This is a genomic window from Enterobacter cloacae complex sp. SHL009 (genome assembly GCF_049237205.1).
Taxonomy (GTDB): Bacteria; Pseudomonadota; Gammaproteobacteria; order Enterobacterales; family Enterobacteriaceae; genus Enterobacter; species Enterobacter cloacae_M.
This window is the reverse complement of sequence record NZ_JBMKIW010000001.1, coordinates 75408-98997: the sequence shown is the minus strand read 5'-3', so window position 1 is coordinate 98997 and position 23590 is coordinate 75408. Positions and strand designations below refer to the sequence as shown.

The window sequence follows — 23590 nt, the reverse complement described above, 5'->3', positions numbered from 1 at the left end:
TGCTCCCTTTCCCTGTGGGAGAGGGTTGGGGTGAGGGCATCAGGCTGCACCCGTCAGATCGACGTCCGTCCAAACGCCCCCTGCCAGTCCTGCTCAAACTTCACAATCGCCGCATCCACGGCCGGAGAGGTAATAAACTGCTGCGCCACGTCCAGCGGCAGCGTGATTGACGCGCAGCCTGCCAGCAGGCAGTCCAGCGCCTGACGCGGCGTTTTGAAGCTCGCGGCCAGCACCTTTGACTGCGGGGCGTGCAGCGTCAGCAGCTGTTGCAGTTCAACCACGGTCTGGATCCCGTCCCCGCCCTGCGCGTCCACGCGGTTAACGTAAGGCGCCACATACTCCGCCCCCGCCAGCGCCGAGAGCATCCCCTGTGCGGCACCGTAAACCGCCGTACCCAGCGTCGGGATCCCTTCCGCTTTCAGCATCTTGATCGCCGCCAGCCCTTCGGCGGTCACCGGCACTTTTACTACCAGGTCGTTAATGATGGCGCGCAGCTTACGCGCGTCCTCCACCATCCCTTCGGCGGTGGTAGCCATCACCTGGGCGAACAGACGGCCTTTACCGCCCAGCGCGTCGTGCAGCGCCGGCAGCAGCTCGTCCAGCGGCGTTTTACCTGCCCCCACAATGCTTGGGTTGGTGGTTACGCCCGCCAGCGGGAAGATACGCGCCAGCTTTTTGACTGCCGCAACGTCAGATGTGTCGAGATAAAGTTCCATGATGTCACCCTCAAAATTAGCCTGCACTTACCCTATCACGACAAAACCTGCTCAGGAGTTGACCTGCATCAAGATAACTTTCATTCGAAAGTAATTTAATCTTCATATGCAATACGAGAGGCGAAATCATGATCTTCAATATTCAGCGTTACTCTACCCACGACGGCCCCGGTATTCGAACCGTGGTGTTCCTGAAAGGCTGCTCGCTGGGCTGTCGCTGGTGTCAGAACCCGGAAAGCCGCTCCCGCAGCCGGGACGTGCTGTTTGATGCGCGCCTGTGCCTGGACGGCTGCGACCTGTGCCAGCAGGCGGCGCCGGGCTACATCGAACGCGCGCTGAACGGTCTGGTTATCCACCGCGAGAAGCTTGATGAAGCCGCGCTCAACGCCCTTACTAACTGTTGCCCGACGCAGGCGCTGACCGTCTGCGGTGAAGAACAGCAGGTCTCGGAGATCATGGCAACCGTACTGCGCGACAAGCCCTTTTACGACCGCAGCGGCGGCGGGATCACCCTCTCCGGCGGCGAGCCGTTTATGAACCCCGAACTGGCACAGGCCCTGTTTAAAGCCAGCCACGAACAGGGGATCCACACTGCCGTGGAAACCTGCCTCCACGTGCCGTGGCATTACATCGAGCCGTCATTACCCTACGTCGATCTGTTCCTCGCCGACCTGAAGCATGTTGACGGTGAGGTATTTAAGCGGTGGACGGACGGTTCGGCTAAGCGAATCCTGGACAACCTGAAGCGCCTTGCCGCCGCCGGGAAAAAAATCACCATTCGCGTGCCGCTGATCCAGGGCTTTAACGCTGACGAAGCGTCCATAACCGCCATTACCAACTTCGCTGCCGACGAGCTCGGCGTCGACGATATTCATTTTCTGCCGTATCACACGCTGGGCATGAACAAATACACCCTGCTCGGCCAATCCTACTCTGCCCCTGACAAACCGCTGGATAACCCTGACCTGCTGGACTTCGCGCAGCAGTACGCCTGCCAGAAAGGGTTAACCGCGACCTTACGAGGATAAACCTATGACGACCCTGAATCTCAACACCCTCAGCGAGCGCATTAAGGCGCACAAAACGGCGCTGGTGCATATCGTCAAGCCGCCGGTCTGTACCGAGCGCGCGCAGCATTACACCGAAATGTACCAGCAGCACATGGACAAGCCGATCCCGGTGCGCCGCGCCCTCGCGCTGGCGCATCACCTGGCCGAGCGCACCATCTGGATCAAACACGATGAGCTGATTATCGGTAACCAGGCAAGCGAAGTGCGCGCCGCGCCGATTTTCCCGGAATACACCGTCTCCTGGATTGAGAAAGAGATCGACGACCTGGCAGACCGCCCGGGCGCGGGCTTTGCGGTGAGCGAACAGAACAAGCGTGTGCTGCACGAGATCTGCCCGTGGTGGCGCGGCCAGACGGTGCAGGATCGCTGCTACGGCATGTTCACCGACGAGCAGAAAGGCCTGCTGGAAACCGGCATTATCAAAGCCGAAGGCAACATGACATCAGGCGACGCGCACCTGGCGGTGAACTTCCCGCTGGTGCTGGAGAAAGGTCTCGACGGCCTGCGTGCCAAAGTGGCCGAACGCCGCTCGCGCATCAACCTGACGGTGCTGGAAGACCTTCACGGCGATCAGTTCCTGAAGGCGATCGATATCGTGCTGGAAGCGGTAAGCCTGCACATCAAACGTTTTGCCAACCTGGCGCGTGAAATGGCCTCGACCGAAACCCGCGAAAGCCGCCGCGACGAGCTGCTGGCAATGGCGGAAAACTGCGACGTGATTGCCCACGAGCCGCCAAAAACCTTCTGGCAGGCGCTGCAGCTGTGCTACTTCATTCAGCTGATCCTGCAGATTGAGTCCAACGGCCACTCCGTTTCCTTTGCGCGTATGGACCAGTATCTCTATCCGTACTACCGCCGCGACGTGGAGCTGAACCAGAGCCTCGACCGCGAACACGCCATTGAACTGCTGCACAGCTGCTGGCTGAAATTGCTTGAAGTGAACAAGATCCGCTCCGGCTCGCACTCCAAAGCCTCCGCCGGTAGCCCGCTGTACCAGAACGTCACCATCGGCGGCCAAAAGCTGGTCAACGGTGAGCCGATGGACGCGGTGAACCCGCTCTCCTACGCAATTCTGGAATCCTGCGGTCGCCTGCGCTCCACCCAGCCGAACCTGAGCGTGCGCTACCACGCGGGCATGAGCAACGACTTCCTCGACGCCTGCGTGCAGGTGATCCGCTGCGGCTTCGGGATGCCCGCGTTCAACAACGATGAAATCGTGATTCCGGAATTCATCAAGCTCGGCGTTGAACGAGACGACGCCTACGACTATGCGGCCATCGGCTGCATCGAAACCGCTGTGGGCGGCAAGTGGGGCTACCGCTGTACCGGCATGAGCTTTATCAACTTCGCCCGCGTGATGCTGGCGGCGCTGGAAGGCGGCCGCGACGCCACCAGCGGCAAGGTGTTCCTGCCGCAGGAGAAAGCGCTCTCCGCTGGTAACTTCGACAACTTCGACGAAGTGATGGCGGCGTGGGATAGCCAGATCCGCTACTACACCCGCAAATCCATCGAGATTGAGTACGTGGTGGATACCATGCTGGAAGAGAACGTCCACGATATTCTCTGCTCGGCGCTGGTGGACGACTGCATCGAACGCGCGAAAAGCATCAAGCAGGGCGGCGCGAAGTACGACTGGGTCTCCGGCCTGCAGGTGGGCATCGCCAACCTCGGCAACAGCCTGGCGGCGGTGAAGAAGCTGGTGTTCGAGCAGGGCACTATTGGTCAGCAGCAGCTGGCGGCGGCGCTGGCGGATGACTTCGACGGACTGACCCACGAGCAGCTGCGTCAGCGCCTGATCAACGGCGCGCCGAAGTACGGCAACGACGACGACAGCGTGGACATGCTGCTGACGCGCGCCTATCAGACCTACATCGAAGAGCTTAAGCAGTACCACAACCCGCGCCACGGCCGCGGCCCGATTGGCGGTAACTACTACGCGGGCACCTCTTCCATCTCCGCAAACGTGCCGTTTGGCGCGGCAACGATGGCCACGCCGGACGGACGTAAGGCGCACACCCCGCTGGCGGAAGGAGCAAGCCCGGCTTCCGGTACGGACCACCTCGGCCCGACGGCGGTAATTGGCTCGGTGGGTAAACTGCCGACGGAAGCGATTCTCGGCGGCGTGCTGCTTAACCAGAAGCTGAACCCGTCGACGCTGGAAAACGACAGCGATCGCCAGAAGCTGATGGTGCTGCTGCGCACCTTCTTCGAAGTGCATAAGGGCTGGCATATTCAGTACAATATCGTCTCGCGCGAAACGCTGCTGGAAGCGAAGAAACATCCTGACCAGTATCGCGATCTCGTGGTGCGCGTCGCGGGCTACTCGGCATTCTTCACCGCCCTGTCGCCGGATGCGCAGGACGATATTATCGCCCGTACTGAGCATACGCTGTAACGGCATATCCCATCACTCTTGATGGTGAGGGGATATGCGCACGCTGATGCCCTCACCCCGGCCCTCTCCCTCTCCCCGTGGGAGAGGGAGAAAACACTAAAAACGGCAACCTCGGTTGCCGTTTTGCTTTTACTTTCGAATGAAATTAAATTTGTGCTCCCCGTCACCTTGTTATTAGAATGTTTCAAAACGCAGTGACCCAGGAGCACAGTATGACCGTTAAAGTTATCGTCACCGATATGGACGGAACTTTCCTTGATGATGCCAAGCAGTACGATCGTGACCTCTTCCAGGCACAGTTTGAACAGCTTAAAGCCCGCGACATTGAATTCGTTGTCGCCAGCGGCAATCAGTATTACCAGCTCATCTCCTTCTTTCCGGAGCTCACAGATCGGATCTCCTTCGTCGCGGAAAACGGCGCGCTGGTCTTCGATCGCGGCGAACAGATTTTCCACGGCGAGCTGACGCGGCATGAATCGCAAATCGTGATTGGCGAGCTGCTGAAAGATAAAGGGCTGAACTTTGTGGCCTGCGGGCTGGAGAGCGCGTATGTGAGCGATAAAGCCCCGGACGCGTTCGTGGCGCTGATGTCAAAGCACTATCACCGCTTAAAGCGCATCAGCGATTACCGCGAAATTGACGACGTACTGTTTAAGTTCTCCCTGAACCTGCCGGACAGCGATATCCCTAATCTGGTGGATAAACTGCACGTCTCCCTGGACGGCATTATGAAGCCGGTCACCAGCGGCTTTGGTTTTGTCGATTTGATTATCCCCGGCCTCCACAAGGCCAACGGCATCAGTCGTCTGCTGAAACGCTGGAAAATCTCCCCGCAGGAGTGCGTGGCCATTGGGGACAGCGGCAACGATACCGAGATGCTGAAGCTGGTGAAATATTCCTTTGCGATGGGCAACGCGGCAGAGAGCATCAAAGAAATCAGCCGCTACGGCACAGACGACAACAACCATCAGGGCGCGCTGAACGTCATTCAGGCCGTGCTCGACAACCATTCCCCGTTCGATCTCTGATCCTTTCCTCGCCGGAGCGTCGCTCCGGCCTCTCACTCTTTTTCCGACCTGTGGCTTGCGTCAAGTTTTTAAACTTGCATTAACTTAATTTTAACTTAAAGTATCACTTGTAGACATTTTTACTTTCGAATGAAAGATGCGAGGCAGTTATGACCTTTACCAGTGAAACCTTACCAGCGGACCACAAAGCGGCAATCCGTCAGTTAAAACGTGAGCTGCGCGCGCAGATCGGCGACGTGCAGGCGGTGTTTAATAAGCTCAGCGACAAAATTGCCACCCGCGTGGCGGAAATCAACGCGCTTAAGAACAAAGGCGAATCCGTCTGGCCGGTAATTCCGTTTGCGGATGTGACAAACGGCACGATTACCGACGCACAGCGCGAGGCCGTTAAACGCCGCGGCTGCGCGGTGATTAAAGGTCATTTCCCGCGCGAGCAGGCGCTGGCGTGGGATCAGTCGATGCTCGACTACCTCGATCTGAATAAGTTTGACGAGGTCTACAAAGGCCCGGGCGATAACTTCTTCGGCACCCTGACGGCCTCTCGTCCGGAGATTTACCCGATTTACTGGTCTCAGGCGCAAATGCAGGCGCGCCAGAGCGAAGAGATGGCGCAGGTGCAGTCGTTCCTGAACCGTTTATGGACATTCGAGAGCAACGGCAAGCAGTGGTTCAACCCGGACGTGAGCGTGATTTACCCGGACCGTATCCGCCGCCGCCCGCCGGGAACGACCTCGAAAGGGCTTGGGGCGCATACCGACTCCGGCGCGCTGGAGCGCTGGCTGCTGCCAGCCTATCAGCAGGTCTTTGCCCGCGTGTTTGACGGCAATGTCGACAAGTACGATCCGTGGAACGCCGCGCACCGTACCGAAGTGGAAGAGTACACCGTCGATAACACCACCAAATGCTCGGTGTTCCGCACCTTCCAGGGCTGGACGGCGCTGTCGGACATGATCCCAGGTCAGGGGCTGCTGCACGTGGTGCCGATCCCGGAAGCGATGGCCTACATTCTGCTGCGGCCGCTGCTGGACGACGTGCCGGAAGACGAGCTGTGCGGCGTAGCGCCGGGGCGCGTGCTGCCGGTTTCCGAGAAGTGGCACCCGCTGCTGATCGAGGCATTAAGCAGCATACCGGCACTCGAGGCGGGTGATTCCGTGTGGTGGCACTGCGATGTGATCCACTCCGTGGCGCCGGTGGAAAATCAGCAGGGCTGGGGCAACGTGATGTACATCCCTGCCGCGCCGATTTGCGAGAAAAACCTCGCCTACGCTAAGAAGGTCAAGGAAGCGCTGGAAACCGGCGCGTCGCCGGGAGACTTCCCGCGCGAGGATTATGAAAAAAGCTGGCAGGACCGCTTTACCGTGAACGATCTCAACATCCACGGCAAGCGCGCGCTGGGCATGGTTTAACTGTCGTACAGCCCTTCCCGCTCCACGGCGGTGCGTCGTTTCCCCTGACGTATCCGCCGTACCGATTCCCGCACGGCCAGCGTGCCGTTAAGCAGTAACGTCCCGACCGGCGCGTCCGGGCGCATCAGCCGCTGCTGGAGCATATATACCGCTTCGGTTCCCAGCTCATCGCGGGGGACATGCACGGCCGTCAGAGGCACATCCTGGATTGCGGCCAGGTTAAAGCCGTCAATGCTCATCACCGACACGTCCTGCGGCACGCGCAGGCCGTGGTTTTGTAAGGCGCTAATGGTGCCCGCCGCCATAAAGTCGCCGCCGACCAGGAACGCGGTAGGTAAATCCTTCCCCTGCACTTCACTGAGCCAGCTGCTGACCATCTGTTCCGTTTCGCGCGCGCTGAAGCTGGGCACCACCAGCAGATCGCGTTTATCGTTGAATTTCAGGTTGTGAGACTGCCACGCGTCGCGGATCCCCGACAGGCGCAGCTCCATGGTGTAGCGACGCAGGCACAGCACGTTCATCACCTCGCGGTGCCCCATCTCGAACAGGTACTCCGCCGCCCGCTCGCCGATGGCGCGATGGTCCGGCGCGACGGCAGGCAGACGCATGTGCCGGTCGCGGCAGTTAATCAGCATGCAGGGTTTACCCACGTCCACCGCCAGATCGTGGATATGGGGATCGTCGATGCCAAGAAGGATTGCCGCCTGAGTGTCCGCTTCGTTCATGCGTGCCAGAAACAGCTGGGCGTCGCTGTCGTTCTCCTCCAGCGCGCAGTAGCGAAGGCGCACATCGTGGGACGCCAGGCCTTTACTCACGCTCTGGATCACGCGGTAGTAAAAGATATCGGACCGTTCGTCAAACGCCCGCTGCGGGGCAAAAACCACCAGGCTATTAAGCAGCAGACGCCCTGCCGCCATGCCGTCCATCACCCCCAGCTCCCGCGCGCACGCCAGCACCTTCGCGCGCGCTTTTTCACTGGTATTCGCTTTTCCCGCCAGCACCCGCGATACGGTGCTGATCGAGAGCTGCGTCCGGGCCGCGATTTCGGTGATTTTTAGCCTTTTGTCCATTTTGTGATCTGGCTCCATTTGCGAAATGAAAAAATTTTCATAGCGTATTGGTCAGGTAATAGCTGACATAAAAGCCATCATGCCAGAGGGTTTACGTCAGTTATGAGAAATTTTGCACAAAATCCACTTTTGCCCACTCATTTTCTTCCTTAAGGTGAACTTGTCACACAACTTCCATACTAGTTGTATACCAACTTAAGCAGTTTAAACGGATAGAAATCAAAGGCATAAAAATCCGTGTGACACCTGAACCTCCGTTCCCTTACCGTCCGTCTTGTGGAGAGTAAAATGAGTCAGGACATCAATAACACCGTAGCGACAAGCAAAACCCGTCGCGTCATCAAGAACCTGCGCTGGTACGTGCTGGTGCTGTTCTTACTTGGCGTCACCGTTAACTACATCACCCGAAACTCACTCGGGATCCTCGCCCCGGAACTGAAAGAGAGCCTCGGGATCACCACCGAGCAATACTCCTGGATCGTCGGCGCGTTCCAGATCGCCTATACCATTTTCCAGCCCCTGTGCGGCTGGCTGATTGACGTCATCGGCCTGAAGATTGGCTTTATGGTCTGCGCCGGGATCTGGGCGCTGATGTGTATCTTCCACGCGGGTGCCGGAAGCTGGCTGCACCTCGCTATTCTGCGCTTCTTTATGGGTGCCTCTGAGGCCGCCGCTACTCCGGCGAACGCCAAAACCATCGGCGAATGGTTCCCGAAATCAGAGCGACCCGTTGCCGCCGGCTGGGCTGGCGTGGGCTTCTCCATCGGCGCAATGCTGGCTCCGCCTATCATCTACTTTGCTCACGCATCGTTCGGCTGGCAGGGCGCGTTTATGTTTACCGGCGTGCTGGCGCTGCTGTGGGTGATCCTCTGGTGGGCGTTCTACCACAACCCGGAGCAGCACCCGAACCTGAGCAAGGACGAACTGGCGTTCATCAAGCAGGATAACGAACCGCCTGCGGTGAAACTGCCCTTCCTGACCGCGCTGAAAACCGTCTCGAAAAACAAACGCTTCTACGGGATCGCCATCCCGGCCTTTATGGCGGAACCGGCCTGGGCGGTGCTGAGCTTCTGGGTGCCGCTGTACCTCGCCAAAGAGCACGGCATGGACCTGAAGCAGATTGCGATGTTTGCCTGGCTGCCGTTCCTCGCCGCCGACCTCGGCAGCGTGGCGAGTGGCTACCTGACGCGTCTGTACACCCGTCTGTTCGGCTGCTCGCGCGTTAACTCGGTCGTTGCCAGCTCCGTGACGGGCGCGTTCCTGATGATCTCGCTGGGCATCGTGGCCATTACCCGCGACCCGTATATCACCATCGTGCTGATCTCCATCGGCGGCTTCGGGCACCAGATTATCTCCTGCATGCTGAGCGCCCTGGTCGTTGAGTCGTTCGACAAAGGCCAGATGGCGACCGTAAACGGCATGCGCGGCTCTGCGGCGTGGATCGCCAGCTTCCTGTTCTCGCTGTTAATCGGCGTGACCGCCGACAAAATCGGCTTTAACCCGCTCTTTATTGCCATGGGCTTCTTTGACCTGATTGGCGCTCTCTTCCTGGTAGCATTTATTGCTGAACGTCGCGCCAAGCGCGCCTGATAGTGGATGTATTGCATATGAAAACCCTGAAAAACTGGACCCTTGATACGCAGTCGGCAAACCATCTGGAACTGCTGGTCGATAACCAGCACCGCCTGTGCCTGTATGTGCTGGAAGAGAACCTGTTCCGCGTGCTGATCAAACGCAAAGGCGAGCTGGCGCTGGACCGCACCTGGAGCATCGCGCCGGAAAAAGACGTGCCGTGGGAAGGCCGCCGTCGTGACGATATAAGCGGCTTCTCCTGCCCGGCCTGGACCCTGACGCAGCAGGATGAGACGCTCACCGTGGCAACCGAACAGCTGCGCGTGACGGTCCACCAGCCGCTGTGGCTGGAGTGGCACTACCGCAATGAGGCGGGCGAGTGGCAGCCGCTGGTCAACGACCGTCCAACCAGCGCCTACCTGCTGAACGCCCACGGCGACGGCGTGGCGCACTACCTCAGCCGCCGCAAGGACGAGCGTTTCTATGGCCTGGGCGAAAAAGCGGGCGATCTGCAGCGCAACGGCAAGCGCTATGAGATGCGCAACCTCGACGCAATGGGGTACAACGCGGCCAGCACCGACCCGCTCTACAAGCATATTCCGTTCACTATCGCCCGCCGCGACGACGTCAGCTACGGCCTGTTCTACGACAACCTGAGCAGCTGCTGGCTGGATCTGGGTAACGAAATCGACAACTACCACACCGCCTATCGTCGCTGGCAGGCGGAAGCGGGCGATATCGATTACTACATCTTTACCGGCAAGCGCGTGCTGGACGTCACCAAAGCCTTCGTGCGCCTGACCGGGAAAACGCTGTTCGGACCGAAATGGAGTCTGGGCTACAGCGGCTCGACCATGCACTACACCGACGCGCCGGACGCCCAGAACCAGCTGATGAACTTCATCCGCCTGTGCGAAGAGCACGCCATCCCGTGCGACTCGTTCCAGCTCTCCTCCGGCTATACCTCTATCAACGGCAAGCGCTACGTCTTTAACTGGAACTATGACAAGGTGCCGCAGCCGAAGGTGATGAGTCAGGCGTTCCACGACGCGGGGCTGAAGCTGGCGGCAAACATCAAGCCGTGCCTGCTGCAGGACCATCCGCGCTATAACGAAGTGGCGGAGAGCGGCCTGTTCATTCGCGATTCAGAAACCGATGCACCGGAACGTTCCAGCTTCTGGGATGACGAAGGCTCGCACCTCGACTTTACCAACCCGCAGACGGTGCAGTGGTGGCAGAACGGCGTGACCACGCAGCTGCTGGAGATGGGCATCGACTCTACCTGGAACGACAACAACGAATATGAAGTGTGGGACGGAGAAGCGCGCTGCTTTGGCTTTGGCAAGGAGATCGCCATCAAGCACATTCGCCCGGTGATGCCGCTGCTGATGATGCGCGCCTCGCTGGAAGCGCAGCAGCGTTTCGCGCCGGAAAAACGTCCGTATCTCATCTCCCGCTCCGGCTGCGCCGGGATGCAGCGCTACGTTCAGACCTGGAGCGGCGACAACCGCACCAGCTGGGACACCCTGCGCTATAACATCCGCATGGGGCTGGGCATGAGCCTGTCCGGCCTGTTCAACGTCGGCCACGACGTCGGCGGTTTCTCCGGCGACAAGCCTGACGCCGAGCTGTTCGTACGCTGGGTGCAGAACGGCGTGATGCACCCGCGCTTTACCATTCACTCGTGGAACGATGACCACACCGTGAACGAGCCGTGGATGTACCCGGGCGTCACGCCAGCCATTCGCGGCGCGGTTGAGCTGCGCTACCGCCTGCTGCCGTACCTTTATACCCTGCTCTGGCAGGCGCATGCCGACGACGAGCCGATGCTACGCCCGACCTTCCTCGACCACGAGCATGATGCGCAGACGTTTGAGGAGTGCGATGACTTCCTGCTGGGCCGCGACCTGCTGGTGGCCAGCGTCGTCGAAGCCGGGCAGCGCGAGCGCCGCGTCTGGCTGCCGGATAACGCCACCGGCTGGTATGATTTTTACACCCACGCGTGGTATGCGGGCGGCCAGTCAATCGTCCTCGACGCGCCGCTGGAAAAACTGCCGTTGCTGGTGCGCGCCGGTGCCGGTCTGCCGCTGAGCGAGCGCATCACGCATGTGAATGCCGAAAAAGATACGGCACGCGAGCTGAAGCTGTTCCCGGTAAAAGGCGTCGGGACAACCTCCGGAATGCTGTTTGAAGACGACGGCGAAAGCTGGGGCTACCAGTACGGCAACGCGCTGTGGGTGGAGTGGGAAATGGTGTGCGACGGCGCAACCATCAACCTGAAGGTCAACGCGCGCGGGGATTATCGTCCGGCGTGGAAATCGCTTAAGGTGTCGCTGCCTGTAGGGGAAAAACGTACGCTGCTGGTGAATGGGGTTGAAGGGGGCGAGTGGGTGGTCTAGTGCGGCCTGATGCCCTCACCCTGACCCTCTCCCACAGGGAGAGGGAATAAAGGCACGCCCCCTTTCCCTAAGTATTTCGCGCTGCAGGAAGGCGGCAAACCTGTGAATCCCCGGGAGCTTATATAAGTAAGTGACCGGGGTGAACAGGTGAAGCCAACGCATCTGCAGCGTGAAAGACGACGGGAAATTAGCCGTCGATACCTTTACTGCGCAGGTAATCTTCATAGTTACCGGTGAAGTCCACCACGCGCTCTGGCGTAATTTCGATCACGCGGGTCGCCAGCGAGCTGACGAACTCACGGTCGTGAGAGACGAAGATCAGGGTCCCCTGATACATCTCCAGCGCCATGTTCAGGGATTCGATGGATTCCATGTCCAGGTGGTTAGTCGGTTCGTCCATCACCAGGATGTTTGGTTTTTCCATCATCAGCTTGCCGAACAGCATGCGGCCCTTCTCACCACCGGAGAGCACCTTAGCCGGCTTTTTGATGTCGTCCTGGCTGAACAGCAGACGACCCAGAATGCTGCGTACCGCCTGCTCGTCGTCGCCTTCCTGCTTCCACTGGCTCATCCAGTCAAAGACGGTCAGGTCATTTTCGAACTCGTATTCATGGTCCTGCGCGTAGTAGCCAATCTGCGCGTTTTCAGACCACTTCACGGTGCCGTTGTCCGGCTGCAGTTCGCCGACCAGGGTTTTCAGCATGGTGGATTTACCCACGCCGTTGGCACCGAGGATGGCAATCTTCTCGCCCACTTCCAGCAGCAGGTTGAAGTTTTTAAACAGCGGGCCTTCATCGAAGCCTTTGGTAAGGGCTTCCACTTCCAGCGCGTTACGGAACAGCTTCTTGTCCTGCTCGAAGCGGATGAACGGGTTCTGACGGCTGGAGGCTTTAACCTCTTCCAACTTGATTTTATCAATCTGACGCGCGCGCGAGGTCGCCTGACGCGACTTAGAGGCGTTGGCGCTAAAGCGGCTGACGAAGGACTGCAGGTCAGCAATCTGCGCTTTCTTCTTGGCGTTATCCGCCAGCAGACGTTCACGCGCCTGGGTAGCCGCCGTCATGTACTCGTCGTAGTTGCCCGGGTAAACGCGCAGCTCGCCGTAGTCCAGATCCGCCATGTGCGTACAGACCATGTTCAGGAAGTGACGGTCGTGCGAAATGATGATCATGGTGCTGTCGCGATCGTTCAGCGTCTGCTCCAGCCAGCGGATGGTGTCGATGTCCAGGTTGTTCGTCGGTTCGTCGAGCAGCAGGATGTCCGGGTTAGAGAACAGCGCCTGTGCCAGCAGTACGCGCAGCTTCCAGCCTGGCGCCACTTCGCTCATCGGGCCGTAATGTTGTTCGACAGGAATACCCACGCCCAGCAGCAGCTCGCCCGCGCGCGCTTCCGCCGAGTAGCCGTCCATCTCGCCATACTGCGTTTCCAGATCGGCCACTTTATAGCCATCTTCTTCGCTCATTTCGGCCAGCGCGTAGATGCGATCGCGCTCCTGCTTCACTTCCCACAGTTCCCCATGCCCCATGATCACGGTGTCGAGCACGGTGAACTCTTCGAAAGCGAACTGATCCTGACGCAGCTTACCGATACGCTCGTTAGGGTCGAGCGATACGTTGCCGAGCGTCGGCTCCAGGTCACCGCCGAGGATCTTCATAAAGGTGGATTTTCCGCTACCGTTGGCACCAATCAGGCCGTAACGGTTGCCGCCGCCAAATTTGACGGAAATGTTTTCGAACAGCGGCTTACTGCCAAACTGCATAGTGACGTTGCTGGTAACTAACACGGGGAGATTCCTGCGAAAAGTGTGATAAACACGGCATTATGCCACAATTCCGAATTGAGATCCCGTGTTGCGGCAATCCACTAAACTTTAACAAAATCGAAAAAAATGTGATTTCGTACACATCTGAATTCCCTGTTAGCGGGAATGCACATATAATGCGCTCCCATCACAGATTCAGACTTATCAACTCATCGCCAGAATGGCTTAGATACCTCGCACAACATGAACATGAAATTAACAACGCTTTTAGCGGCGGCGTTAGCCGTAGTAGGTTTTTGTAAGACCGCGTCTGCGGTGACGTATCCCCTGCCAACAGACGGTAGCCGTCTGGTAGGCCAGAACCAGGTTGTGACGGTACCAGAAGGTAACTCTCAGCCGCTGGAGTATTTCGCTGCGCAGTACCAGCTGGGCCTGTCTAACATGCTGGAAGCGAACCCGGGCGTTGACCCGTATCTGCCGAAAGCGGGTACCGTGCTGAATATTCCTCAGCAGCTGATCCTGCCGGATACCGTTCATGAAGGTATCGTGATTAACAGCGCCGAAATGCGTCTGTATTACTACCCGAAAGGCACCAACACCGTTATCGTGCTGCCAATCGGTATCGGCCAACTGGGTAAAGACACCCCAATGAACTGGACCACCAAAGTTGAGCGTAAGAAAGCGGGCCCAACCTGGACGCCGACTGCCAAAATGCACGCGGAATACATCGCTGCGGGCGAACCGCTGCCAGCCGTTGTACCGGCAGGCCCGGATAACCCAATGGGTCTGTACGCGCTGTACATTGGCCGCCTGTACGCTATCCACGGTACCAACGCCAACTTCGGTATTGGCCTGCGCGTAAGCCACGGCTGCGTGCGCCTGCGTAACGACGACATCAAATTCCTGTTTGAAAACGTGCCGGTCGGTACGCGCGTGCAGTTCATCAACGAACCGGTGAAAGCGACCTCTGAGCCAGACGGCAGCCGCTACATCGAAGTGCACAACCCGCTGTCCACCAGCGAAGACCAGATCAACAACAACGAAGTCGTTCCTGTTACGCTGAACAGCGCGGTACAGGCGGTAACGTCTCAGCCAGACGTAGAAACGGCGATTGTTGACCAGGCCGTGCAGAACCGCTCCGGTATGCCGGTGCGTTTGAACTGATAGCGAAGCATTAAAAAAGCGGGCCTCGTTGCCCGCTTTTTTTTATCCGTTATTCACGATCACGATCCCACCGTGGTCGTACCGATAGTGGCAGTGGGCATACTCCAGCGGCGTGCCGTCCTCCAGATAAATCACCTGCTCCACTTCCAGCACCGGATCGGTCTGCTCGCAGACCAGATGCTCCCTGTCCAGCGCGTTGGGCTTAAGCGCCCGAACCACCCGATACGACCCCATAATTTTCAGCGCCAGGGTCTCCTGAACGTACTGAAACACCGACCCTTCAAGATGGTTTTTCGTCAGGCCCGGCACCAGATTCATCGGCATCACCGTGGAATCCAGCGACATCGGTTCGCCGTTCAGCAGGCGGAGTCGAATGAAGTCATAGATCGGCGCATCGGCGTTAATCATCAGCGACGCCTGCTCTTTTTCGTTCGGGAAGCGCAGCTCGAAATGCACCACCCGGCTGGTCACCGTGCCCAGATGTTCCCAGGTTTTGGTCGCACCAAAGTAGTCGCTGCCGGAGAGATCCCACTGCGAGAGCTGAAGGAAGTTTTTACGGATGAACGTGCCCTGCCCCTGGCGGGTATAGACCAGACCTTCGACGATCAGCTGGCGCATCGCCTGCTGAATGGTCATCCGGCTGGAGTTGAACTCCGCCGCCAGCGCAAACTGGTCCGGCAGCGGTTCATTGGCGGCGTACTGCTGGCTGATAATGCGTTTCTTAATTTCCCGCGCTATGGTGATGTACTTCGCCGCCATCGTCCTTCCTTTCAGTTAGTTTTCTATCCCGCTGTTTTTCAACGCCACTCTCTCGGCAATCTTGAGGAAAGGCAGGTAGAAGAATACACCAAATACGATGATTGCCAACTGCACCACCACCGCCCGCCAGTCCCCCGCCGTGGCAAGCCAGGCGCTGAGAATGGGCGGCGTGGTCCACGGGATCATCACCACGCAGCGCGACATTAACCCCAGCGTGGTACAGAGCCAGGCGAAGTAAATGCCGATGGCGGGCAGCAGCACGAACGGGATCATCAGCGGCAGGTTAAACACAATCGGCAGGCCAAAAATCACCGGCTCGTTGATGTTAAACAGGCCCGGCGCCAGCGACAGACGCGCCACCTGCTTCGCCGATTTTTGTCTGGAGAAGATAAAGATGGCAATCAGCAGCGAGATCGTGCTGCCCGTGCCGCCCACCATGCCAAACGTCGGCACGAAGATGTTGTTGATGATATGCGGGATGGGCTGGCCGTTGGCGAAAGCCAGCATGTTCTCGTTGGTGTTGATCAGCAGGAACGGCTCCAGCACCACGCTGTTAACGACAGATTGATGAATACCGAGCGTGAACAGGAAGTTACCGAAGCTGTAGATGAAAATCGTCCCCGGCAGACTGGTGTTGATCAGCCGCAGCGGCTGCTGGATAAAGGTCGTAATAAGATGGATCAGGTCCGTGTGCAGCACGTTTGCCAGTATCGCCGCCAGCACCGCGAACAGGGAGAGCGTGAGGATGGTCGGGATCAGCGCGGTAAAGGATTTGCTCACCGCCGGAGGCACGTTTTCCCCGAGGGAAATGTGCAGCGCCTTCAGCCGCGAAATGGCGATAAACACTTCCGTTGAGAGCAGCCCGATCAGCACCCCGGCGAAAATCCCGGTTGAGCCGATATTGGCGAACGTCAGCACCTGGGTGACGTTCACCGCGGCGTCGCTGCCGACGGGCGTAATCTGCAGGCGCATCGGCATCATGATGATAAAGCTGCTGACGGCGATAACCACTGCCGAGACCGGATTGTCGAAATCTTTGTTGCGCGCCAGCGACCAGGCAATCATCGGGGCCAGCAGCAGCGCGGCGATGTTCAGCGTGCCGTTGATAATCGCCTCGCCCCACACCTTAAACTGCGCGAGCGTGTCGCCGTGAAAAATCCACGGAAATACCACGTTGTTTACCAGCACCGCCAGACCGGCGAGGATGAAAATGGGCATCACCGTGGCGAAAGCGTCGCGCAGGGAGCGAAGGTGCACCTGGTTTGCCAGGCGCGCCGAGAACTCAACAAACTTATCGACAAAAGACTGCATGTGCGGTGTTATTTTTGTTTCAGACATAGCGGATAGTTCCCATCAATCAGTCACAAAAACGGCCCGGCAGCGTACGGCTTACATCTCGCGTCCGTTGGTATGGATAACCTGTTTTAACCACGCGTAGCTCTTCTTCGGCACGCGCTTCAGGTCTTTCAGGTCGTGGTTTTCCCGGTTGACATAGACCACGCCGTAACGCTTACGCATGTCGCCCTGGGAGCTGAGAATGTCGATTAACCCCCAGCCGAGGTAGCCGATCACCTCTGCCCCGTCCTCGAACATCGCCTCCTTCATGGCATTGATATGCGCCCGGTGGTAGTCGATGCGGTAGGTGTCCTCGATCGGATTGACGCCGTCCCAGGACTCAATCACCCCGATGCCGTTTTCGATCGGGAAGACCGGCATCCGCCAGTCGTTGGCGTAGCGGGTGATGATGGTGCGAAAGCCCAGCGGATCGATCTGCCAGTTCCACTCGGTGGCCTTCAGGTACGGGTTGTTTTTCTCGCCGTGCAGCAGGTAATAGTTCACCGGCGTGCCTTCCGGGATCGCATCGCTGTCCAGCGTTTTGCTGGCGTAGTAGCTGAAGGCCATATAGTCGTTTCTGGTGCGCGCCAGCAGCGCTAAATCCTCGGCGCGGTAGATATCGCCAAAGCCCTCCTGCTCCACCACCGCCATCACCGCCGGGCTGTAGCCCTGCCCTGCGAATACGCGCAGCAGGTTCTGGTTGAGGAACTCGTCGTACTGCTGGGCGCAGAAGATATCGCGCGGTTTGCAGGTGGCCGGGTAGATCAGCTGGTGCGCCAGCATGCCGCCCATCAGCTGGCCCGGTCTGGTCTGGTGCAGATACTCGGTCAGCGCCATGTGCGCCACCATCGTATGGTGCTGCAGCTCGTACAGCTCGCGCAGGGTTTTCTCGCCTTTCATATAGCCGGAAATGCGGAACGCTTCCGGCATATGGAAGATGTTCTGCTCGTTGAAGGTCAGCCAGTACTTCACGCGGTCGCCATAGCAGTCGATCATCTTTTTGCCGTAGCGGATAAAGGCATCCATTACCCGGCGATCATTAAAGCCGTTGTACTCCTGCGCCAGCGCCAGCGGCATATCGAAGTGGTACAGGCAGACCATCGGCTCGATGCCGCGGGCGATCAGATCGTCGATAAAACGGTCATAAAACGCGATGCCTTCGTCGTTGAACGCGCCGTCGCCCTGCGGGCAGACGCGGCTCCAGGAGATCTGAAAGCGGTAGCAGTTCATGCCCAGATCCTGCATCAGGTCGAAATCTTCCCGGTAGCGGTGATAGGAGTCGGTCGCGACTTTCCAGTCGGAGACGTTCTCCCCGGCTTCGCGAATGTCGTACACCGACATGCCTTTCCCACCCTCGTTCCAGGCCCCTTCCGTCTGCATGCTTGACACCGAGTTGCCCCATAAAAAATTGGCCGGCAGCTGATTGTTCATGTTCCCTCCCTATATGACTAGTCATTTAAAATTTCATGACTAGTCATATAAGCGAAGATGAAATGGGGATCAAAGAGGAGGATCGTTTTTTGTGAGCAATGCGGGAAAAAAAGCCCCGGTTAGCGATGCACTACCGGGGCAAGGAAGGTTATTGTTGCGCGAGCTGATTGCGGCGATATTCCCCCTGCCGCTCCAGCATCCACCCCGGGTATTCGCGCGGCAGCGCGCTCACCGCATCAAGCTGCTTGAGCTCATCTTCGCTCAGTCGGATTCCGGTCGCGGCGATATTGTCGTCCAGCTGTTCGACGCGTTTCGCACCAATAATCACGCTGGTCACCGCTTTCTGGTGCAGCAGCCAGGCCAGCGCGATTTGCGCGACTGAGACACCCTTGCTTTCGGCGATAGTGCGCATTACGTCCACGCAGTCGAAGGCGCGATCTTTGTTCACCGGCGGGAAGTCAAACTCCAGACGGCGACCGCCGGCTTCGCTCTGCCCGTCGCGGCCATATTTTCCGCTCAGCAGGCCGCCTGCCAGCGGGCTCCAGACCATCAGCCCGACGCCTTCGCTTTGCATCATCGGCACCAGCTCGCGCTCAAGATCGCGTCCGGCGATGGTGTAATACGCCTGGAGGGATACGAAGCGCGCCAGCCCAAGACGTTCAGAAATACCGAGCGCTTTGGCAATCTGCCACGCCGCCCAGTTCGAGACGCCGATGTAGCGCACGTGGCCGTGCTGCACCAGGTTATCCAGCGCGTAGAGCATTTCTTCAATCGGCGTTGCGGGGTCGAAGCCGTGAAGCTGGTAGAGATCGATATGATCGAGCTGCATGCGGCGCAGGCTCTCCTTCACGCTGCTGATGATGTGATAGCGCGAGCTGCCGCGCGAGTTCACCCCGGCCGTTCCCGTTTCGCCGAACACTTTCGTGGCGACCACCACGTTCTCGCGCGGGATTTTCAGGTTTTTCAGCGCCTGACCGGTGATCTCCTCCGAACGCCCTTCCGAGTAAACGTCCGCGGTGTCGATAAAGTTGATCCCGGCATCCAGCGCGCGGCCCACCAGCTGCTCGGCTTCACTTTGCTGGAGCTGGCCAATCTTGCCCCACATGCCGCCCTCGCCGCCGAAGGTCATGGTGCCTAGGCACAGTTCAGAAACGAACAGACCGGTATTGCCCAGTTTTTGATAACGCATAAGTTATTCCTCGCATGTCGATTGGGTACCCGATAGTTATACCCGCCCCTCAGCCATCGCGAATGTGGCGTTCCTGTCCGTTTCTTGCCCAATCCTCTGAATTTATCCGCGCGGGGCGTCGCCAAAGACGCTGTAGTCCGGTAACTGCACCTGCTGATACGGCTCCCAGCCGCCGCCGAGGGCCTTGTAGAGCGCCACGAGATCGAGCGCGCTCTGCACCTGCGCCTGTGCGCGCTGCTGCTGGGCCTGCGCGAGCTGCCGCTGCGCGTCCAGAACGTCGATAAAGCTGGCGATCCCCTGGCGGTAGCTGTCGCTTGCCAGGTCAAAAGCGTTTTGCAGGGCGTCGATCGTTTTTGCGAGACCCGCTTCACGCTGCTGGTCGGTGCGATAGCTCACCAGCGCGTTTTCCACATCCCCGAGCGCGGTCAGCACAGTCTGGCGATAGTCCAGCACCGCCGCTCCCTGCTGCGCGCGCGCCACCTTGACGCTGGAGACCAGCCGACCGCCCTGGAAGATGGGAATGGAGACCTGCGGGCCGAAGCTGTAGAAGTGGCTGCTCCAGTCGGTCAGCCAGTTGGTTTCGCTGTTGCGCAGGCCAAACTGCCCGGAGAGCGTAAAGCTCGGGAACAGCTCCGCCACCGAGACGCCGATTTGCGCCGTGGCGGCGTGAAGGTTCGCCTCCGCTTCGCGCACGTCCGGACGGCGTCGCGCCAGCGTGGACGGAATGCCGGTCTGCACGATATCCGGCAGGGCCGGCATCGGCTGCACGCTTTGCAATTCCGCATCCAGCGCCCCAGGCGGCTTGCCGAGCAGGATCGCCAGGCCGTTCATCGCCTGCCGCTCCTGCGCCTGATACTGCGGAAGCTGTGCTTCAAGGTTGCCCAGCTGCGCTCGGGCGTTTTCCACGTCCATCTGTGGCGACAGCCCGCCCCGCTGGCGGCTTTCCGTCAGATCCAGCGTCTGCTGCGCGCTTTTAATCTGGGTGTTCAGCGTGGCGATAATGCTCTGCGCCCCGCGCAGCTGGAGCCACGCGCGCGCCACTTCGGCTTCCAGCGACACCAGCGCATCGTTACGCTGCTCAATGGCGGCTTTCTGCTGCGCTTCGGCGGCTTCCACCTGACGACGCACCTTGCCCCACAGGTCGATTTCCCACTGGGCATCGAAGCTGCCCTGGTAGAGGTTAATCGGCTGCGTCAGCGGCCCTAACGCGCCCCGCAGTTCAGGATCGACATTATCAAGCTGGTCGTACACGCCATGAGATTTCAGCTCCCCTTCAAGCCCAAGCTGCTGGCGCGTCGCCTGCAGATTGCCGTTCACCGACGGATAAAACGCCCCGCCCGCCTGGTTAATCTGCTCTCGCGCTCCGGCGATGCGCAGCACCGTCTGCTGCAGCGTCAGGTTTCCGGCAATGGCGCGCTCAACCAGGCTGTCGAGCTGCGGCGAGCCGAAGGTCTTCCACCAGCGCGGGTTGGTCGCGGCGGAGGTAGTTTGCGATTTCACCGCGCTGTCGCCCTTATCGTTCCAGTGCGTAACGGCGGGCGGCGCAGGCTGCTGGTAGTCCGGCCCGACGGCGCAGCCCGCCAGCAGCATCATTATCATCAGGGGGTGTAAACGTCTGTGTATCATCAATGTGCTCCTGCACTCCCCTCGCTCTTAACCGGCGAGAGCAACAAACAAAACGGAATCAGTAACAAGGCCACCGCGCTCAGAATGGTAAAGACGTCGATGTAGGCCAGGAAGCGCGACTGCTCGATCATCGTCTGGTACATGCGTCCGGTGGCGATGCCGGTGGGGTCGCCCACCTGGGTAGTGAAGTTCTGGATCGCCTGGGCGCTTTCGCGTATCGCCTGCTGGAACTGCTCGTTAAGCGGCGAGGCGTGGTACGCCAGATGCGCGCTGTGCGCCTGCGCGCGTTCGGTGATGGCCGCCGTCGAAAGGGATATGCCAATCGAACCCGCTACGTTGCGGAACATGGTAAACAGCGCCGCCGCATCGGCATTCAGCCGCCTCGGTATCGAGATAAACGCAATAGTCGTGAGCGGCACAAACAGGAACCCCAGCCCTATCGACTGGGCGCTGCGGAACAGCACCAGCGTTTCGAAGTCGATATCCGGCGTCAGCGTTCGCGACCAGAAGAACGACACCGCCAGACAGGTAAAGCCAAAGGCGATAATCCAGCGCGTCTGCACCACCGGCATCAGCTTCAGCACCAGCGGAATGGTTAACACAATCAGCACCGCGCCGGGCGACAGCACCAGCCCCGACCAGGTAGCGGTGTAGCCCAGGTCCTGCTGCGCCAGCTGCGGGATAACAACCGAGCTGCCGTACAAAATCATCGCCATCCCCGCCATCAGCAGGCTGGAGATGGCAAAGTTGCGGTCCTTCATGCAGTGCAGATCCACCACCGGCTTTCTGGCATATACCAGCCAGTAGATGGCGCCTATAATGCCGACAAGCGTCAACACGCCGAAGGTGCGGATAAAGTTCGAGTAGAACCAGTCCTCGTCTTCTCCCCGGTCGAGCATCACCTGCAGACAGCCCAGCCCCAGCGCGATCAGGCCGATCCCCGTCCAGTCGATAGTCAGCTTCTCTTTTGATTTGCTCTCCCACGGCGGATCTTCCAGCAGCTGGTAGATCGCCAGCACCGTCACAATCCCCACCGGAATGTTGATAAAGAACACCCAGCGCCAGGAATAGTTGTCGGTGATCCAACCGCCCAGCGTCGGGCCGAGCACCGGCGCAACGATAATCGCAATGGAGGACAGACCAAACGCTTTGCCCCGGTCTTCGGGTTTGAAGTAGTCGAGCAGCACCGACTGCTGCGTGGGCTGCAGCCCGCCGCCAAAAAAGCCCTGCATCACGCGGAACAGGATGATCTGCCACAGCTCGGTGGCAATCCCGCACAGGAACGAGCAGACGGTAAACATGACGATGCAGATCAGGAAGAACTGCTTGCGGCCAAACACCCGGCTCAGAAACGCCGAGATGGGCAGCACGATGCCGTTCGCGACCAGATAGCTGGTTAACACCCAGGTAGATTCGTCATAGCTGGACGAGAGCGATCCTGCCACGTGGGGGAGCGCCACGTTGACGATGGTGGTATCCAGAATTTCCATGAATACCGCCAGGGTGACGACAATCGCCACCGCCCACGGATTGCTGGCGGGCTTCCAGCTGTCGTGGCTGTGATCCGTCATTCCACCGTCACCTTCGGTGCGACCGACAGCCCCAGCGGCAGCGGTTTGTTTGGATCCAGGCCCTTATCAATCACGATTTTGACCGGCACGCGCTGCACAATTTTGACGAAGTTACCGGTGGCATTTTCTGCCGGGAAGGCGGAGAAGCGCGAGCCGCTGCCCTGCTGGATACTGTCTACGTGGCCCTCAAGCTCCATATCCGGCCACGCGTCGACGGACACGGTGACCTTATCGCCCGGCTTCATGCGCTCGAGCTGCGACTCTTTAAAGTTCGCGACCACCCACACGTTAGGGGAAACCAGCGAGAACAGCGCCGTTCCCGCCTGCACCAGCGTGCCGGGCTGCACGTTGCGTTTGGTAACAACGCCGTCGAACGGGGCGCGAACTTCGGTATAGGAGAGATTAAGGTTGGCGGTTTCCAGCTGCGCTTTAGCCTGATCGACCTGACGCTCGCGCGCTTCAACGTTGGTTTCCTGCTGGCGGATTTGCAGCTGTACCTGCTCTGCCACTTCCAGCTGCGCCTGAGCGCTGGCCAGCCCTGCCTGCGCGCTGCGCAGTTGAGCATTCGCGGAATCAATACTTTGCTGGGTGGTCGCACGCGGGTCGACGCCGCGCTGACGACGGTACTCCGCCTGCGCGTTCGCCAGATCGGCCTGCGCTTTCAGCACCTGCGCTTTGGCTTCGTCACGCTGGGCGGGATACTGGACTTTTGAAAGCGCCAGCTGCGCCTGGGCCTGATGCAGCTGCGCGATAGCCAGCCCAAGCTGGGCCTGAGCCTGATCGCGCTGCGCGGTGGTGTCCCGCGGATCGATAACCACCAGCAGATCGCCCTTTTTCACGCGCTGGTTATCGCGCACGCGCAGCTCGGTAACGTAGCCCGCCGTTTTGGGGGCAATCGTCACCACGTCGCCGTCGGTAAAGGCGTCGTCGGTCGTCTCTTCGTTACGGGTTAAAAACCACCAGACCAGCGCCACGACCACCATTACCACCACGACAATGCCGAGGATAATTAACGGTTTCTTGCCCGGGCGCTTACGCTCATTATTGTTTTTGTCCTGCTCGTCAGCAGGCGAGTTTTGATCTTCAGCCATAGTTCA

Annotated in this window: 17 protein-coding genes; 7 read left to right on the top strand and 10 right to left on the bottom strand. The window is 59.2% G+C overall.

The features are described 5' to 3' along the window. Positions 1-53: 53 nt before the first annotated feature. Positions 54-716: a fructose-6-phosphate aldolase gene (gene fsa, locus ACOTZC_RS00465; protein ID WP_045403718.1), complete on the bottom strand. Its 663-nt coding sequence runs from the start codon at positions 714-716 to the stop codon at positions 54-56. Between the two features lie 128 nt (positions 717-844). Between fsa and ACOTZC_RS00460 the strand changes: the two genes are divergently transcribed. The 4 genes from ACOTZC_RS00460 (at position 845) to ACOTZC_RS00445 (ending at position 6615) form a co-directional block, all read left to right on the top strand. Next, positions 845-1744 (top strand): glycyl-radical enzyme activating protein, encoded by a 900-nt coding sequence (locus ACOTZC_RS00460; RefSeq protein ID WP_045619669.1) that lies wholly within the window; start codon positions 845-847, stop codon positions 1742-1744. A gap of 4 nt (positions 1745-1748) precedes the next feature. After that, on the top strand, positions 1749-4181 hold the full coding sequence (locus ACOTZC_RS00455; protein ID WP_421635539.1) for a formate C-acetyltransferase/glycerol dehydratase family glycyl radical enzyme: 2433 nt from the start codon (positions 1749-1751) through the stop codon (positions 4179-4181). A gap of 212 nt (positions 4182-4393) precedes the next feature. Beyond that, complete coding sequence (locus tag ACOTZC_RS00450; protein ID WP_421635538.1) at positions 4394-5209, top strand: Cof-type HAD-IIB family hydrolase; 816 nt, start codon at positions 4394-4396, stop codon at positions 5207-5209. Positions 5210-5358: 149 nt separating this feature from the next. Beyond that, a complete protein-coding gene (locus ACOTZC_RS00445; protein WP_421635537.1) occupies positions 5359-6615 on the top strand; it encodes a DUF1479 domain-containing protein in 1257 nt (418 codons plus the stop codon). On the opposite strand, the gene ACOTZC_RS00440 is transcribed toward ACOTZC_RS00445, so the two are convergent. Beyond that, positions 6612-7685, bottom strand: coding sequence for a LacI family DNA-binding transcriptional regulator (locus tag ACOTZC_RS00440; RefSeq protein WP_047173467.1), 1074 nt, complete (start codon positions 7683-7685; stop codon positions 6612-6614). The genes ACOTZC_RS00445 and ACOTZC_RS00440 overlap by 4 nt on opposite strands. A 288-nt stretch (positions 7686-7973) precedes the next feature. Here ACOTZC_RS00440 and ACOTZC_RS00435 point away from each other — a divergent pair, with 288 nt between their 5' ends. Together ACOTZC_RS00435 and ACOTZC_RS00430 are read left to right on the top strand one after the other, a co-directional pair. Further along, the gene (locus ACOTZC_RS00435) at positions 7974-9275 is read left to right on the top strand and encodes an MFS transporter (protein ID WP_045355718.1); all 1302 of its coding nucleotides are present in this window, start codon (positions 7974-7976) and stop codon (positions 9273-9275) included. A 17-nt stretch (positions 9276-9292) separates the two neighbouring features. Next, positions 9293-11656 (top strand): glycoside hydrolase family 31 protein, encoded by a 2364-nt coding sequence (locus ACOTZC_RS00430; RefSeq protein ID WP_248182401.1) that lies wholly within the window; start codon positions 9293-9295, stop codon positions 11654-11656. A gap of 187 nt (positions 11657-11843) precedes the next feature. On the opposite strand, the gene ACOTZC_RS00425 is transcribed toward ACOTZC_RS00430, so the two are convergent. Continuing rightward, positions 11844-13439 (bottom strand): ABC-F family ATPase, encoded by a 1596-nt coding sequence (locus ACOTZC_RS00425; RefSeq protein WP_023310897.1) that lies wholly within the window; start codon positions 13437-13439, stop codon positions 11844-11846. 222 nt (positions 13440-13661) lie between these two features. On the opposite strand from ACOTZC_RS00425, the gene ldtB reads away from it, so the two are divergent. Then, a complete protein-coding gene (gene ldtB, locus ACOTZC_RS00420) occupies positions 13662-14582 on the top strand; it encodes a L,D-transpeptidase (RefSeq protein WP_045403737.1) in 921 nt (306 codons plus the stop codon). Positions 14583-14624: 42 nt separating this feature from the next. Here the strand turns inward: ldtB and ACOTZC_RS00415 are convergent, their stop codons facing one another. The 7 genes from ACOTZC_RS00415 to ACOTZC_RS00385 form a co-directional block, all read right to left on the bottom strand. After that, positions 14625-15341 (bottom strand): GntR family transcriptional regulator, encoded by a 717-nt coding sequence (locus ACOTZC_RS00415; protein WP_045403739.1) that lies wholly within the window; start codon positions 15339-15341, stop codon positions 14625-14627. A 15-nt stretch (positions 15342-15356) separates the two neighbouring features. Beyond that, the gene (locus tag ACOTZC_RS00410; protein ID WP_045355721.1) at positions 15357-16679 is read right to left on the bottom strand and encodes a PTS sugar transporter subunit IIC; all 1323 of its coding nucleotides are present in this window, start codon (positions 16677-16679) and stop codon (positions 15357-15359) included. A 51-nt stretch (positions 16680-16730) separates the two neighbouring features. Continuing rightward, complete coding sequence (locus tag ACOTZC_RS00405) at positions 16731-18107, bottom strand: glycoside hydrolase family 1 protein (RefSeq protein ID WP_126302844.1); 1377 nt, start codon at positions 18105-18107, stop codon at positions 16731-16733. 148 nt (positions 18108-18255) lie between these two features. Then, positions 18256-19296, bottom strand: a complete 1041-nt coding sequence (locus ACOTZC_RS00400) for an aldo/keto reductase (RefSeq protein WP_126302850.1) — start codon at positions 19294-19296, stop codon at positions 18256-18258. Between the two features lie 102 nt (positions 19297-19398). Beyond that, a complete protein-coding gene (locus ACOTZC_RS00395) occupies positions 19399-20922 on the bottom strand; it encodes an efflux transporter outer membrane subunit (protein WP_126302851.1) in 1524 nt (507 codons plus the stop codon). Then, entirely contained in the window at positions 20922-22493 is a 1572-nt protein-coding gene (locus ACOTZC_RS00390) for a DHA2 family efflux MFS transporter permease subunit (RefSeq protein ID WP_033145003.1), read from the bottom strand. The genes ACOTZC_RS00395 and ACOTZC_RS00390 overlap by 1 nt, the downstream gene beginning before the upstream one ends. Beyond that, complete coding sequence (locus ACOTZC_RS00385; RefSeq protein WP_163353593.1) at positions 22490-23584, bottom strand: HlyD family secretion protein; 1095 nt, start codon at positions 23582-23584, stop codon at positions 22490-22492. The genes ACOTZC_RS00390 and ACOTZC_RS00385 overlap by 4 nt, the downstream gene beginning before the upstream one ends. Positions 23585-23590 lie beyond the last annotated feature (6 nt).